This is a genomic window from Bacillota bacterium, assembly GCA_013178045.1.
In the GTDB taxonomy this organism is placed as follows: Bacteria; Bacillota; Ch66; order Ch66; family Ch66; genus Ch66.
Genome location: JABLXP010000002.1, coordinates 113,958 through 128,470, shown reverse-complemented (window position 1 = coordinate 128,470; position 14,513 = coordinate 113,958). Strand labels below are relative to the sequence as shown.

Below are 14,513 nucleotides of genomic sequence, written 5' to 3'. Positions count from 1 at the left end.
AAATTATCATACCACAAGGTTTACTCAGCTGACAACACCATTTTCTTCTTACACAGGACGCCGTTGCAGAGTCCTAATGGCAATTTCGTGTTCACCCAACAGTTGGTAGATCGATTTCTGCCCTTCTTTGATTTCTTTAACCTCGGTTTCGAGGTGGAACTGGCCCTCGCGGAGTTCTTCAACAGCAGCATTGGTGTTGCCGACGATCCGAATCAGGTCTGAGACCATCTCGATTGTTTGTTTCTGTTGTTGATTAAGAGTTCTAATCTCGGTTTGCATGCTCTTTATCTCAGTTTGGATGCTTTTTATCTCAGTTTGGATGCTTTTTATCTCGGTTTGGATGCTTTTCATCTCAGTTTGCATGCTTTTCATCTCAGTTTGCATTGTTTCTAATATCTTTAGAATTCTTTCTTCATTGGTCATAAGTATTCTCCTTTCTAACGAATCAGCCGTCGGCCCATTACCCGAGCAAGGGGCGCAAGTTCGGCCATCAACTCCGCGAAGTTCTCCGGGGTCAAAGATTGAAAACCGTCTGAGAGGGCACAAGCAGGGTTGACATGCACTTCAACCAACAAGCCGTCAGCCCCCGCTGCGATGGCTGCCCTGGCTACCGGGGCTACTAGATTCCAGCGGCCAGTCGCATGACTGGGATCAACGATAATCGGTAAGTGGGACAACTGCTTCACCGCCGGGATCGCGCTGATATCCACGGTGTTCCGCGTATAAGTCTCAAACGTCCTGATTCCCCGTTCACACAGGATTACCTTGGGGTTACCCGCCGCTACGATATGCTCAGCAGCAAGCAACCACTCTTCAATGGTGGCGGAAAAACCGCGTTTGAGCAGGACTGGCTTGTCCACCTGGCCAACCTCATGCAGGAGGCTATAGTTCTGCATATTGCGACTGCCGATTTGTACAATATCAGCCGCCGCCACTACCCATTCCAGTTCCCGGACATCCAGGACCTCGGTCACCACTGGCAGACCAGTCATTTCCCTGGCCTCCGCCAGGATGGCCAGTCCCTGTCGCCCCAGGCCGGCAAACGAGTAGGGTGAAGTGCGGGGTTTGTACGCTCCTCCCCTGAGCACGTGTACCCCCAACTCTTTCAACCGCTGGGCCAGAAGCAGGTACTCCTCCCGATTTTCTACCGCACACGGACCAGCCATCACCACCAGGTCAGTACCGCCAATCTCCTGTTGCCCCAGCTTGATAATTGTATTCTCTTGATGTTGCTCGCGGGAGACCAGACTGTACGGCTTCACCAACGATCTCTCCCTAATATTCAATCGCCATCCAATATTTTCGAAAAAAAGCTATAATTCACCAATAACATATTCAATATAAACACATTAAATCCTGTTTTTACTCAAAAAGATCTTGTCGTAACCGGACAGCATCTTTCAGATAGACGTGTTTGATCTCTTCCTGCGTCCGGGTGGTATTGACGTGGAGCAGCACCCGAACACATCGCGCCATCGCCCCAGGAACATCAATTTCAGTACAGCATAAAAGGGGTACGTGTCGCCAACCCAAATCCCGGGCCGCCGCGGCTGGAAAAGCAGCATTCAAGTCTTTGGTTACAGTAAAAATGATGCTGACAATGTCTTCAGGAGTGATTTGGTTTTCTTCAACCAGGTTGACCAATAGTTCACGTGTAGCAGATTTTATACAATGGTCAGTATTTTCTTCAACGGTAATGGCTCCTCGAATACCACGGCACTGCTTGTCAGCCATACTGTTCTCCTTTCCTGATTCTTATGGCACTGCTCGATGTCCCAGACCGATGGCGACTTCATCCAGGTGCAGCAAACCGATGCCAAAAAAGATCGCCACACTGATGTGGTCCTGGCACCTGGCAATCCCGATCTTACCCCCAACATTCAAGCCCAAAGCCTTGGGCATGATCTGGGATAAGGCCTCCCGCGCTGCCCCGGCCACCGCTCCTTCGTCGGGGTGAGTATCTTTGATGACACCTTCTCGTTTGGCGGCCACAACCGCTCGCTCCACGATCTTGCCGACCGAGCTGACAAATTCTCCACCGTAGTCAACGGCCACGCTTTTAATCCCGTCTTCCAGAAAAGCCTTCTTCAGGTTGGCCTCTTCCACCCGGCTATCGCTTAAAGCCATCCGAATCGCCGCGCTGGCCACCTTTTTACTTCCTAGATGGCTCATTCGCTCACCCCCACAAATTATTGATTACTCAGACCACAAGATAAGCACTTCAAGCTAATAAAATAACTCTTCTGTACACTTTATTCAGCGGTTATCTGTATTATATTACACGAAAACAGGGTCAGCAAGTTTGGTAAATGTTTCAAAAACTAAGAAACTCGAGTTATTTTTTTAGATATATCGGGATATTTTTTGGTAAATGTTGACAAATGTCAAACCAGGTAGGATTTTCTGCTGTCAGTGACGAATATCTATTATGGTAACCGAATTATGTCAATTAGGGATCTCAAGGAGGTGTGGTTACTGACGGACAAGAAAATTTCGACTTTCCCCCGAGTAGTGATGGTGGTTACGGTTTCTGGGCTATGTCTTGGACTTTTCCTGACCCTGGCTACGCCGGTACCGACACTTGCAAACTCCATTGCGGTCGTAACTGGGAAGTACCTTAATCTTCGTTCCGGACCCAGCACCAACACAGCTAAGATCGGAGAAGTCGAGCGCGGCACTCGCCTCTCGGTAATTAAATCGCAGGGGGATTGGTATCAAGTTAAGCTGTCTAATGGAAAAACCGCCTGGGCGGCTGGCTGGCTGTTACAGGTAAGCGAAAATGGGTCAAACGCTCAGGCCGTCCGAGTAGCGGGTTCTTACGCGAATATCCGTACTGGACCGGGGACAAGCTATTCCTTGCTCGGCAAGGCAACCGCCGGTCAGACCATGGCTGTAACCGGTCAAAGCGGTGAGTGGTACCAGATTGATTTCAACGGCCGTCAAGGTTGGGTAGCCAACTGGGTAGTTGCACCCGTGTCAAGTAGTATGACCGGAGATGATCGGGACAACCCGACTGAAACACCGGCGCAAACGGGACGGCAACTGACGGCAGTGATAACTGGTAAGTATGCCAACATCCGCAGTGGTCCCAGCACCAGAACATCCATTCTGGCTACATTTAAACGAGGCACCCGTCTTTCCGTCTTGAAGAAATCAGGCGACTGGTACCAGGTTACTTTCTCAAACCACCGGCTTGGCTGGATCGCCGGTTGGCTGGTAGATATCCAGGGGACTGAACAACCCTCACGGAGCGGCTCGAACGAACACCCGGCACCACCAGCTCCACAGCTATTACCGCCGGTGCAACTAAAAGCGATCAAGACCCAACTAGCCGATCCTGAACGATTCCAGATCAACATTACCTCAACCGGGATGCTTGATTTTGATGTTCTCAAATCCAACAATCGATTGGTCCTAACCTTTAAAAACATTGATCCACAATCAGACCCAATTAAGGCCGTCCCCACGGTTCAGGTTGATCGCAATAATCTGGTCGAGCAGGTTCAGCTGAACTGCCGGGATAACGAGACTGGTTTGGCCCAGCTCGTGATTGATCTGAAACGACCGGTTAACCTGCGGACAATCGTGAACAATGCCGGCCAGAGCCTACAATTAGACCTGTCTACCCCAAGTCTGAAGAGTAAAACCATTGTCATTGATCCCGGCCATGGGGGTGAAGACCCTGGCGCCACCGGCTCAACCGGCCTTAAAGAAAAGGACTTTAATTTAGACACCGCCCAGCGACTGGCCGAACTGCTGAATAGCCTGGGGGCCAAAGCAGTGCTGACGCGGACAACGGATACGCTGATTCCTCTCGAGCAGCGACCGGCCGTGGCCAATGAACTCAAGGCCGATTTGTTCCTGAGCATTCACGCCAACTCAACCGATGGCGACCGGTCAATCAATGGCATAACTACATATTACTTTGTCACGACTGGTGCGGCTAATCGTTCCACTCAAGATGAACGCAGCTTGCAGCTGGCCGCAGATGTGCAAAAAGCGCTGGTACAAGAACTCCGCTTAACTGACCACGGCACCAAACAGAGTCCCGGCCGCGGCTATGTCGTTCTGAGAGAAAGCAAGGTACCCGCGATTTTAGTGGAAACCGCCTTCATCTCCAATCCGTCTGACGAGGCCCTGCTCAGAAGCGACAGTTTCCGACAGCGCACCGCCGAAGCCATCACCGTCGGTCTGGTTAACTACTTTGCCCGGCCTATTTCAAAAAACAGCGAGCCAGATCTGGAAAACAACCTGTAAATAAGCCAACGGGAGCGCCTGTGATCAGACCTCCCGTTTTATTAGTCTGAAAACATATTTATATATGCTCTTTACTTAACTAAAACTAACCCTTCCTTTTGGATTAAACTTTGGCCTTCCGGTGACATGACGAAATCGATGAAAGTCTTAACTGCTCCAGCCGGGGGTTCTTTCGTTAAATACAGGAATGGACGGGAAATCTTATAGGTACCGTTCTTTACATTTTCTACCGTAGGCTCTACCCCATCAACAGAGAGGGCTTTAACTGATTCATTCAAACTGGCTAGAGAAACATAGCCAATTGCGTTAACATCTCCGGCTACCGTGGTGCGTACAGCACCGGTTGAGTTTTGCACGATGGCTTTGCTGCTGATCGGGTTATCTTTGCCCATGACCAGTTCTTCAAACGCTCCCCGGGTACCGGAACCTGCTTCTCGAGTAACCACGTTTATCTCCTTATCAGCACCGCCAACTTGTTTCCAATTAGTGATTTCACCTTTATAAATTTTTCTAATTTGGTCAATCGTTAAATTCTTGACTTCATTTTTCGGATTTACCACTACGGCAATCCCGTCTTTGCAGATCATGGTTTCTACCAGACCTTTTTCTTCGCTCTTCAATTCCCGGGAAGAAGAACCGATGTTAGCTGTGCCGGTCTTTGCCGCTTGAATCCCAGCCGTAGAGCCGCCACCCTGAACATTAACCTTGATTTCCGGGTGCTTGGCCATAAACGCTTGAGCCAAAACCTCTGAAATCGGCTGAACCGAAGTTGAACCAGCAATAGTAATTTCGGTAACCTTTGACTTATCGGATTCGGATTGAGAACTGGTCCCACAACCAACAACCAGAGTGAGCATTACCGAAAAAATCAGGCCAATCACTACTAGTAGTTTTTTACCTTTGAACATTTTACTCGATCATCCCTTTCCTCTAAATTCAATACAATCCTTTAAATTCAATACAATCCTTTACTCCTCTGATTCTCAATAAGCCTATCCCCCACCCCCCAAGTAAAATGGTTACTTTGAAGATGTGCTTTCTCTTTCTTACCATTCATCTTAACAAGGTTGTGTAAAGAATTTTTTTAGCCAAGGTAACAAGTTGGTTACAATTACGTAAACAACCTTTGTGTGCAAGTCCGCCTTCAGTCTCCTTATACTAACACCTCCTGTTTATCGAGCGTATAATGAATATTTCTTCTTCAATCTTAGGATAGCTCGCGATTGTTTCGTTCCTATTAAGGCCGGTTTAACATCTTGTAAATTTCAGGTTGCTGGGGAAAACAAAAACGGACTCTATAAGTCCGATTTCACACCAGTTTATTTAAGTTCAACTGATTTTACTAGGAATCGCTTTACCAATACAAAAGGACGGACAATCGGGTAACGACCGTCGGCAACTGTCCAGGGGGTGGCCACTATTCCAATTTTTATGATTACAGGTATTAAATACCATGAATGCTCCGAGATCATCTGGTTATACTAATGCTCAGAAGGGTTCGTAATGGCCGAGCCAAGACTGTTACAGGGTCTAACCAGGCTCTGTAATAGTCGGTCAAAGGTTATTATCAGGTCAATATTAACACCTCGTGTTTTAAGGCTTGATAATAGCCGGCGAGCAGACTATCAGGTGTCCTGTCAGGCTCGGCAGTAGTCCGAACGATTACTGCCGGGTCAAAAGGGATGCCTGGTAATCGAGCTAAGGTTGTCATGGGTGCCGAAGGTCTTTTCCTTGAGGAAAATTCAAGAGGTCGGTAGCAGTCGAGAGATTGCTACCGGCTTCTCAGGGACTCATGATAGCCGAGCAAAGGTTACTATAGGTTTCGTAATGGTCTACGGTAGTCGAAAGATTGCCGTGGGCTATGCAGGGATCTGTAGTAGCTGTAGCGTAGGTCATTACGGGCTCTTTTTTATTTTTAATTATCTTATACTTTCCCAGTCCTAATGATTTCAGCAAATTCCGCTGGCAAACCCGCCTTGACGATCTCATTCGCCGCACTCGCATAATCGTAGTTGACTTCTACAATCTCTGCCCGAGGAACACGATCATCCAGATCAAGAATGACATAACTGGCAGTCGGCCGGCCGTGTTTCGGTTTGCCTACACTGCCCGCGTTTAAGACCCATTTCTCGCTCACCGCTCGGAAATACGGCAAATGGGTGTGCCCGCAGACCAGAATATCCTCCGCTAAGTTGGCGGCTACCTGGTTTAAAACTGGGGTATCAGCGAACAGGTATTCATTCAGAGAAGAAGGGCTCCCGTGGACCATTCTGACCTTCCAGTTTGTGTATTCCAGGACAATTGTCCACGGCAAATTCGCCAGCCACCGTTTGTTGTGCTTGCTGGTGTTGGTCTTCGTCCACAAAAGAGACCTCAGCCCTAATTCCGCTGCCCGGTCATCTTTAAACGCACAGCCACAAACCAGCCGGTCATTGCCCACGCTGTCATCATAGTTCCCCATCACCGTAAGAATATTGCGCTGCCGGATGGTGTCGATGACCTGGTTGGGGAAGGCGCCATAACCAACCAGGTCACCTAGGCAGGCTACGAGATCAACATCCTGTTGGGCAATATTCTCCAGAACCGCAGTCAGCGCGTGAATGTTGGAATGGATATCAGCCAGAAAAGCAATCTTCATCCTTCTTGACCCCGCTTCACTTTCCTCTAAATTTGATTTCATCCCTTTTCAAACTTTTGAATTTAAACCAGCCACTCTATTCAAACATCTCTTCGTCATCATTGAGGTCTTTTCTCTTCCCAGTTACCAGATAAATTGTCCATTCCCCCAGGTTGGTTACGTGGTCAGCGACCCGTTCCAGGAAAAGGGCCACCAGCAGAAGGTACACCCCTTGACGGATGGTCGAGGGATCCCTGGTCATCAACTGGAGCAGTTCTTGAAAGACCAGGTTAAATAGGTGGTCTACTTCCTTTTCTTTAATCGCCAGACTTTGCGCTAATTGTGGATCGCGTTCAATATAGGCGGTTAAACTTTCACGCACCATCTCCTGGGCCAGTCTGGCCATTTTGGGAATATCGACCAGGGGCTTGATTAACGGCTCACCGCGCAGTTCCAACGTCACCCGCGCGATGTCAACCGCGTGATCCGCCATCCGCTCCAGGTCGGTGACGATCTTCAAGGCGGCGCCGATCATCCGCAGGTCGCTGGCCATCGGCTGCTGCAGGGCCAGCATTGTTAAGCATTTGTCTTCAATCTCTAACTGCAAGCTGTCAACCAGATCATCATCAGCAATAATCTTCTCCGCCAGTTTCAGATCTCGTTCCGCCAGCGATTTGACGGCCAAACAAATCGCATTCTCAACCAGGGTACCCATCCGCAGGACATCCTGACTTAATTCATCTAAAGCAGTGTGAAACGACTTTCTGCTCATCAGCTCTCCTCCTTACCCAAATCTGCCGGTGACGTAGTCTTCGGTCCGCTTATCCTGGGGCTGAGTAAACAACTCTTTCGTCGGTCCATACTCAATCATTTCTCCATTCAGGAAGAATGCGGTATAGTCCGAAATTCTCGCCGCCTGTTGCATGTTATGGGTCACTATAACTATCGTGTACTGTTTTTTTAAATCTAAAATTAAATCCTCTAATTTGGCCGTCGAAATTGGATCAAGCGCCGAAGCCGGCTCGTCCATCAGCAAAACTTCGGGCTCCACGGCCAGGACACGGGCGATGACCAAGCGCTGCTGCTGCCCACCCGATAACCGTAAGGCAGACTGGTTCAGCCGATCCTTGACTTCCTCCCAGAGCGCGGCCTCGGTGAGGCTTTTCTCCACAATTTCATTCAACCTTCGCCTGTCCTTCAGACCATGGGCCCGCGGGCCATAAGCCACATTGTCGTAAACCGACATGGGGAACGGATTGGGTTTCTGAAAGACCATCCCGACCCGCTTCCGCAGGCTGACGGGGTCAACCTCAGGCGCGTAAATGTCTTGCCCATCCAAAAAAACCTTTCCCTTAACCGTCGTCCCTTCAATCAAGTCATTCATCCGGTTGAGCGTCCGCAGGAAACTTGACTTACCACAACCAGAGGGACCGATTAACGCCGTTACCCGGTTCGCTAAGATTGGTAAACTGATCGAATGCAGGGCAGGGAAATTACCGTAGAACAATTCCAGTTCCCGGGTCTCCATCTTGTTAGTAACTGACATGGTAACCTCCTCTCAGTCGGTCAGGGGCGGTCACACCGCTCGGCCCACTAACCTGGCCATTAGCCGGTTGGCCAAGAAATTAATTGCGATGACCACAATAATCAAGACGGTAGCGCTGGCATAAGCTTTTTCCATGGATATCCCTTCGGAAGCCAGAATATACAAATGCACGGACAACGTGCGGGCGGGATCCATAATCGAAGTTGGCAAACCCAGAGCGCTCCCAGCCGTCAATAAAACAGCCGCCGTTTCGCCAACCGCCCGACCGATCCCCAGAATTACCCCCGTCGCAATCCCGGGCAGGGCGGAGGGAAGAACAACCTTTCGGATGGTGTACCATTTCGTCACCCCCAGGGCCAAACTACCCTCACGATAGGAGTCTGGCACCATTTTAATGGCTTCCTCAGCGGATCGAATAATGGTGGGCAAGATCATAAAGGCAAGGGTCAGCGCGCCGGAGAGAATCGACCACCCCATTCCCAGGGTGATGACAAACAACACAAAGCCAAACAGCCCAAAAATGATTGAGGGTACGGCCGCCAGAGATTCGGTACCGAAGCGGATTACCTGAACCACCCGGCCTTTTTTGACGTATTCGGTGAGGAAGATCGCCGCTCCTACTCCGATCGGAGTAGCCACGACCAGTGACGCAACCATCAAATAAAGGGTGCCGACGATCATTGAGAAAATACCGCCTTCTTTCCCCATCCGCCGCGGTTCCTCGGTAATAAACTCCCAGTTCAGCCCGCCAACCCCGTGAATTAAAATATGACCAATAATCGTGAATAGGATCAGCAATGTGCCCACCGCGACCGCCCAGAGGATAAACTTGAAGATCTTTTCTTCTTGTTTAGCCGACCAAAACATGCCGTTCACCTACCTTTGGGGCTTAATTGAACCATTAGATTTAAAAGCATAATAAAGATAAACAGGATAATCCCCGTCGCGAACAGAGCCTGCTGGTGCTCGCCCGCGGCATAGCCCATTTCCATCACGATATTTCCCGTGAGTGTCCGAATTGGGTCAAATATGGAACTGGGGATAAGGGTAACGTTGCCGGTCACCATAATCACCGCCATGGTCTCGCCAATCGCCCTGGCCATCCCCAGCACCACCCCGGCTACAATACCGGAACGAGCAACCGGCAGGCAAATCCATTTTATCGTCTGCCAGTGGTTGGCCCCCAGGGCAAATGAACCTTCTTTATACTCCCCCGGCACCGATCTGAGTGAAGTCTCTGATATATTGAGGATTGTCGGAAGAATCATAATCGCTAGAATGATTGCCCCGGCCAATACGCTAAAACCTGAACCCCCGGCATGCTCCCTTAAAAACGGCACGATCACCACCAGGCCAAAAAAACCATAGACAACCGAGGGAATCCCGGCCAACAGCTCAATGGCTGGCCGCACCCACTGTGCCGCCCGCGGTGGAGCAATTTCCGCCAAAAAAATCGCCCCGGCCAGGCCAAACGGAACACCCAGGACTAGGGCGCCCAGGGTAACCAGGACTGAGCCCACCACCATCGGTAAAATACCATACACCCCGTGGTCGGGGTCCCACTTGGTACCAAAAACAAAATCAAAGAGACCTACTTTTTGCAGGATCGGCCAGCCGGAGATAAACACAAAGACACCGATCAGGATGATGATCAGCACCGCCGCAATTGCGCTGAGGAAGAGAGTTTTTTCCACGATGAGTTCAGTTGTTTTGGTGTGAATGGGTTTTGGCATTTGGTCAACACCCTCCTCTACTGGATCTGGTCATTTACAGCATATCAATTGATTGTAAAAGTGGGATTGAAGAATTGTAACAATTTCGTTAACAAAACAAAAGACGGCCGTTTAAGCCGTTATGTTCAAAAGATAATAATGGGATTTATCTGTTACCCTTCGATAGTGTGAAATAAAATCTTGATCCCTGACCCAGGGTACTCTCCACTTGAATCTGGGTGTTGTGGGCCTCCAGAATATGTTTGACAATCGCCAAACCCAGTCCAGTTCCGCCTAGCTTCCTGCTTCTGGCCTTATCCACTCGGTAGAACCGCTCAAAAATCCGGGATAAATCTTGCTCGGGGATCCCGATACCGGTATCGACCACTTCTACTAAAACATCGTTTTCTCTTTCGCTTACTCTGACCTCGACTCGTCCTCCTGGCGGAGTGTATTTAATAGCATTATCGATCAGATTAATCATTACTTGTTCGATCCGGTCAGGGTCTCCCAGGGCATAAACCGGGGGCTCAGGTACCACTAAGGCAAATCGGACCTGCTTTTCTTCCACCTGAGGTTTAAACTTCACCGCTAAATTTTTGAGCAGCTCGCTCAGATTAAAACTCACCATTCTGACTGGATCTACCTTAGACTCGATCTTGGACAATTCCAACAGGTCATGGATCAACAACCGCAACCGCTCAGCTTCGTTTAAAATTATCTTGACAAATTCCCGGGCAGTTTCCGGGTCATCTAACGCCCCATCCAGCAAGGTCTCGGCATATCCCTTAAGTGACGTTACCGGTGTTTTTAATTCATGCGATACATTAGCAACAAAATCAGCCCGCATCCGCTCAAGTTTACGGATCTCTGTAATGTCGTGGAGGACAACCACTACCCCCAGGTTCTGTTCCCCTTGCCCATGAATTGGGGTGAAATTTACTTCAACCGTTTTCTCGTGCGGCGAAAGCAATAACAGTTCTTCATGTACCGCTTCCCGATTCTTGAGAACTCGGCTGACCAAAGTGCTAAGGTCATAGTTACGGATTACTTCCGCCTGCGGTCGGCCAACCAGCACATTTCGCTCGATCCCCAGGATCTTTTTGGCCGCCGGGTTGATTAAATCGATTCGGCCATCGCCGCTAACAAAGATCACGCCACTAACCATGCTGGCCAGAACAGATTCCAGTTTACTCTTACCCATGGAGACTTCGTCAATAGTTTCTTTAAGTTGCTGAGCCATTCGGTTCAAAGCTAAACCCAGCACCCCAACCTCATCCTGGTGCGTTGTGTAGGTGCGCAGGCTGAAATCCCCTTCAGCCATTCTTTTCGCCGCCAGCGTCATTTCTTGAATAGGCCGGGTTAAACGTTCCGCCAGCTTCAAGCCAATTACCGCCGCCAGCACCGCAGAAAACAAGAAGGCAGTAATAACCATCACCCACAGGCGAGATAAAGCTCGGTGAATTTCTGTCAATGATAGGGCTAGACGCACAAACCCTTTAGGCCCCGTTGGCCCTTCGATCGGCAAGGCCACATACATCATGCGGGTTTTGACGGTGGTACTTTCCCGTTCCGAGATCCCGATCCCTTCGGTCAGGGCCTGCTGGATTTCTGGCCGTTGTAAATGGTTATCCATTTGCGAAGCCAGCTCTTGAGAATCCCCCAGCACCACCCCATCAGCGTCGATAATAGTCACTCTGGTCTCGGTTACGCGGCTAAGACGTTCAGCCAACTGCACCATCACCGTCGACCGGTCAGAGCGGTCAATAGCCGGCGCGACCATCTCCCGGACTAATCTGGCTTCAGTTAAGAGTTGCCCCCGTAAGTCCTCAATAAAATACCGTTCCAGCACCTCAATCAAGTACCCGCCCAGCACCAGAATCGAGACCAGCACCAGGGCAATGAAGCTGGCTGATAGCTTCCATTTCAAACTCTTAAACATTAGTTTCGCTCCTTAAACTTGTAACCCACACCCCGAATCGTCAGAATATATTCGGGATTCTTTGGGTCACGCTCAATTTTTTCGCGCAGCCGGCTGATGTGCACGTCCACGATCCGGGTATCGCCAGCGAACTCGTAGTCCCACACCTGATCAAGTAATAAATCCCGGCTGACCACGCGGCCAGCGTTCCGGATCAAGTATTCCAGGAGTTCAAACTCCTTGGGAGTCAGTTGCACCTCCCGGCCATTAACGGTCACCTCATGGCGGGCCAAATCAGCCACCAGGTCACCGATAGCAATTTGGTCGCTGGCAAACGCGTCCTGTTTCTTCTGCACCCGCCGCAAGACGGCTTTGACCCTGGCAATCAACTCCCGCGGGCTAAAAGGTTTAGTAACATAATCGTCACCGCCCAGTTCTAATCCCAGGATTTTATCCACCTCATCATCCTTGGCCGTCAACATGATCACCGGGATCGAGATATCCTCTTTCCGCATCAGCCGGCAGACATCGTAGCCGTCAATCCCTGGCAGCATAATGTCCAGGATCACCAGGTCGGGCTGCTCAGACTTAACCTTCTGCAGCGCCTCCAGACCGTCACTGGCCATAATCGCCTCAAACCCCTCTTTTTTCAAGTTATAGGCAACCAGGCGAGCAATGGCTTCCTCATCGTCGACCACCAGGATCCGCTTACCCATCTTGGCCAATCCCCCTCATTATAACTGCTTGATAAAATTACTATATCAAAACCCAAAGAAAAACACCACTTCAGCGTTTTTGCTCAGTGGTGCTCTCCTGAGAAACGTGTTCAGTTTGGGGAAGATGCTCTAAACCAATCTCTCGCAAAATTTGCTCAATTAGTTCTTTAGTCACGCGGTTGCCTCCCTCCTTTCTAGAATCATTTTATCATGGAAAGATTTAAAAATTGTTAAGCAATTATTACATTTACGCGAAACTCTACTCATATGCGTAAACCCTCAGTTTATCAAAACCCAGGGGCCACCTTTTAAGCAAAATCCCTCCTGTAACTGTTTTAATTTTACAAAAGATAGGGCTGGCTGCCTAAGACTAGATTAATAGAACAATGTTAACTCTCAGTTAAGGAATTGTTAGTTTTCAGTTAAAAAAGCTTTCACCTTCGCAATCACCAATTGCACCACGGGTTTGCATCAGGTTCCCAGGCAGATCGCCTTATTCTTTTCTGTCGCCTTGGGCATGCCACAAACTACAGTCACATTGTCCAATTCGCTCAACCTTTCCATCAATACTCGAACTCATTCAGATTTTTCCCAAGACAGTATTATTGATTACAATACTGGCTTATCTGTTCATCCACATCATACATAAACGCATAAACTCCAAACCCGGGTCAAAATCATTTCCATCATCTGGCTGAGCGTCCGCTGGGCTGGTGGGTGAGATAGGCACGAACCCGTGAGCATCGTACTTCGCGCGTTTCCCGGGATCACTTAGGGTGTCGTAAGCCTGATTGATGAGCTTGATTTTTTCTTCCGCCTCGGGATTATTTCGGTTAACGTCAGGATGGTATTTGCGTGCCAGACGGCGATATGCCTGTTTAATTTCCTTGAGCGAAGCGTGGCGGGCCACTCCCAATACAGCATAATAATCTTCCATGCTGGCAACTCCTTTTGTACTTGCTGTCTTCAGCTTAACAATGACAATAATAACAGTCAACTGACCAAAAAATAAAACCTTCCCAAAAGTTCGAGAAGGTCAGTCATTAGAATTAGCCAATCACAGCCAATCACTTATCCTTTAGTTGTACTACCCCTAATTTGACCACGTTGTGTTTAACTTCAATTCGTTGTTTAACTTTGGGACTAACGATGTTCTCTGAAGCGGCGGTGATCTCCAACGCCAACGGGTAGTTGTAATAAGAACCGTCAACCTCCAGCACATCACCAGCATGTACCCTGACCGTGAGGTGTTTGTCGCGAAAATCGCCAATCGGTTCACCATTACGCAGCAGAACTGCTTTCTGCAAAGAAGAATAATTGAGGAGACTAACCGTCAAGGTACCGGTAGGGACAGAAGGTCTCCCGCTCAGGCTCATCTCAGACCCCGGCTGGTTTGCGTCATCTACATCTTTAAATACGTACGCGTTATCGAGGTCAAGACTTCTCCCTTCCATTCGTTCAGCAAAACTCAGATAAAAGCGAAGCGGGTCACTGGTTAAAAGTGATTGGGTTACTACTAAGACTACCAGTCCGATAATCACAAACCGCAGCAGAAATCGCTCAATCCGGTCAGCCCAGGACAGAAACCGCTCCTCGGGGAGAGGCTGTTTCACTTAGACTCACTCCCTCTTGGCCTTGTTTCTCTGCACCGTCGCCGATACCGACAACCGGGCACTAATATCATATGCGCTGAACCGGAAAATTATCCTATAAAAATGGACTAGCTTTTGCTATACCGGTCGTT

At 49.2% G+C, this 14,513-nt stretch carries 16 protein-coding genes; 1 reads left to right on the top strand and 15 read right to left on the bottom strand.

What is annotated here, in order from left to right; translation table 11 throughout:
- Positions 1 to 48: 48 nt before the first annotated feature.
- The 4 genes from HPY81_02400 to HPY81_02385 form a co-directional block, all read right to left on the bottom strand.
- Entirely contained in the window at positions 49 to 423 is a 375-nt protein-coding gene (locus HPY81_02400; protein ID NPV26312.1) for a hypothetical protein, read from the bottom strand.
- 14 nt (positions 424 to 437) lie between these two features.
- Complete coding sequence (gene aroF, locus HPY81_02395; protein ID NPV26311.1) at positions 438 to 1,262, bottom strand: 3-deoxy-7-phosphoheptulonate synthase; 825 nt, start codon at positions 1,260 to 1,262, stop codon at positions 438 to 440.
- A 100-nt stretch (positions 1,263 to 1,362) separates the two neighbouring features.
- Positions 1,363 to 1,734, bottom strand: a complete 372-nt coding sequence (aroH, locus tag HPY81_02390; protein NPV26310.1) for a chorismate mutase — start codon at positions 1,732 to 1,734, stop codon at positions 1,363 to 1,365.
- Between the two features lie 21 nt (positions 1,735 to 1,755).
- Positions 1,756 to 2,172, bottom strand: coding sequence for a hut operon positive regulator HutP (locus HPY81_02385; protein NPV26309.1), 417 nt, complete (start codon positions 2,170 to 2,172; stop codon positions 1,756 to 1,758).
- Positions 2,173 to 2,442: 270 nt separating this feature from the next.
- Between HPY81_02385 and HPY81_02380 the strand changes: the two genes are divergently transcribed.
- Positions 2,443 to 4,257, top strand: coding sequence for an SH3 domain-containing protein (locus HPY81_02380; GenBank protein NPV26308.1), 1,815 nt, complete (start codon positions 2,443 to 2,445; stop codon positions 4,255 to 4,257).
- Positions 4,258 to 4,328: 71 nt separating this feature from the next.
- On the opposite strand, the gene HPY81_02375 is transcribed toward HPY81_02380, so the two are convergent.
- The 11 genes from HPY81_02375 to HPY81_02325 all read right to left on the bottom strand — a co-directional run bounded on the left by HPY81_02375 (position 4,329) and on the right by HPY81_02325 (position 14,382).
- Positions 4,329 to 5,165 (bottom strand): phosphate ABC transporter substrate-binding protein, encoded by an 837-nt coding sequence (locus tag HPY81_02375; GenBank protein NPV26307.1) that lies wholly within the window; start codon positions 5,163 to 5,165, stop codon positions 4,329 to 4,331.
- Between the two features lie 659 nt (positions 5,166 to 5,824).
- On the bottom strand, positions 5,825 to 5,968 hold the full coding sequence (locus HPY81_02370) for a hypothetical protein (protein ID NPV26306.1): 144 nt from the start codon (positions 5,966 to 5,968) through the stop codon (positions 5,825 to 5,827).
- A gap of 213 nt (positions 5,969 to 6,181) precedes the next feature.
- Entirely contained in the window at positions 6,182 to 6,895 is a 714-nt protein-coding gene (locus tag HPY81_02365; GenBank protein ID NPV26305.1) for a metallophosphoesterase family protein, read from the bottom strand.
- 76 nt (positions 6,896 to 6,971) lie between these two features.
- Positions 6,972 to 7,646 carry a phosphate signaling complex protein PhoU gene (gene phoU / locus HPY81_02360; GenBank protein NPV26304.1) on the bottom strand — a complete coding sequence of 225 codons (675 nt, stop codon included), beginning with the start codon at positions 7,644 to 7,646 and terminating at the stop codon, positions 6,972 to 6,974.
- Between the two features lie 12 nt (positions 7,647 to 7,658).
- The gene (locus tag HPY81_02355; protein ID NPV26303.1) at positions 7,659 to 8,420 is read right to left on the bottom strand and encodes a phosphate ABC transporter ATP-binding protein; all 762 of its coding nucleotides are present in this window, start codon (positions 8,418 to 8,420) and stop codon (positions 7,659 to 7,661) included.
- A 30-nt stretch (positions 8,421 to 8,450) separates the two neighbouring features.
- On the bottom strand, positions 8,451 to 9,287 hold the full coding sequence (gene pstA, locus HPY81_02350) for a phosphate ABC transporter permease PstA (GenBank protein ID NPV26302.1): 837 nt from the start codon (positions 9,285 to 9,287) through the stop codon (positions 8,451 to 8,453).
- Between the two features lie 5 nt (positions 9,288 to 9,292).
- Entirely contained in the window at positions 9,293 to 10,153 is an 861-nt protein-coding gene (gene pstC, locus HPY81_02345) for a phosphate ABC transporter permease subunit PstC (protein ID NPV26301.1), read from the bottom strand.
- Positions 10,154 to 10,298: 145 nt separating this feature from the next.
- On the bottom strand, positions 10,299 to 12,074 hold the full coding sequence (phoR, locus tag HPY81_02340; protein ID NPV26300.1) for a phosphate regulon sensor histidine kinase PhoR: 1,776 nt from the start codon (positions 12,072 to 12,074) through the stop codon (positions 10,299 to 10,301).
- Complete coding sequence (locus tag HPY81_02335; GenBank protein NPV26299.1) at positions 12,074 to 12,769, bottom strand: response regulator transcription factor; 696 nt, start codon at positions 12,767 to 12,769, stop codon at positions 12,074 to 12,076. Before HPY81_02335 ends, phoR begins: the two co-directional genes overlap by 1 nt.
- A gap of 622 nt (positions 12,770 to 13,391) precedes the next feature.
- Positions 13,392 to 13,706: a J domain-containing protein gene (locus HPY81_02330; GenBank protein ID NPV26298.1), complete on the bottom strand. Its 315-nt coding sequence runs from the start codon at positions 13,704 to 13,706 to the stop codon at positions 13,392 to 13,394.
- 130 nt (positions 13,707 to 13,836) lie between these two features.
- Positions 13,837 to 14,382, bottom strand: a complete 546-nt coding sequence (locus HPY81_02325; GenBank protein ID NPV26297.1) for a hypothetical protein — start codon at positions 14,380 to 14,382, stop codon at positions 13,837 to 13,839.
- Between the last annotated feature and the right edge of the window lie 131 nt (positions 14,383 to 14,513).

Coding starts and splice junctions, on each gene's coding strand:
- HPY81_02400 (NPV26312.1), bottom strand. CDS start 423: ATGACCAATGAAGAAAGAATTCTAAAGATATTAGAAACAATGCAAACT.
- aroH (NPV26310.1), bottom strand. CDS start 1,734: ATGGCTGACAAGCAGTGCCGTGGTATTCGAGGAGCCATTACCGTTGAA.
- HPY81_02385 (NPV26309.1), bottom strand. CDS start 2,172: ATGAGCCATCTAGGAAGTAAAAAGGTGGCCAGCGCGGCGATTCGGATG.
- HPY81_02380 (NPV26308.1), top strand. CDS start 2,443: ATGTCAATTAGGGATCTCAAGGAGGTGTGGTTACTGACGGACAAGAAA.
- HPY81_02375 (NPV26307.1), bottom strand. CDS start 5,165: ATGTTCAAAGGTAAAAAACTACTAGTAGTGATTGGCCTGATTTTTTCG.
- HPY81_02370 (NPV26306.1), bottom strand. CDS start 5,968: ATGACAACCTTAGCTCGATTACCAGGCATCCCTTTTGACCCGGCAGTA.
- HPY81_02365 (NPV26305.1), bottom strand. CDS start 6,895: ATGAAGATTGCTTTTCTGGCTGATATCCATTCCAACATTCACGCGCTG.
- phoU (NPV26304.1), bottom strand. CDS start 7,646: ATGAGCAGAAAGTCGTTTCACACTGCTTTAGATGAATTAAGTCAGGAT.
- HPY81_02355 (NPV26303.1), bottom strand. CDS start 8,420: ATGTCAGTTACTAACAAGATGGAGACCCGGGAACTGGAATTGTTCTAC.
- pstA (NPV26302.1), bottom strand. CDS start 9,287: ATGTTTTGGTCGGCTAAACAAGAAGAAAAGATCTTCAAGTTTATCCTC.
- pstC (NPV26301.1), bottom strand. CDS start 10,153: ATGCCAAAACCCATTCACACCAAAACAACTGAACTCATCGTGGAAAAA.
- phoR (NPV26300.1), bottom strand. CDS start 12,074: ATGTTTAAGAGTTTGAAATGGAAGCTATCAGCCAGCTTCATTGCCCTG.
- HPY81_02335 (NPV26299.1), bottom strand. CDS start 12,769: ATGGGTAAGCGGATCCTGGTGGTCGACGATGAGGAAGCCATTGCTCGC.
- HPY81_02330 (NPV26298.1), bottom strand. CDS start 13,706: ATGGAAGATTATTATGCTGTATTGGGAGTGGCCCGCCACGCTTCGCTC.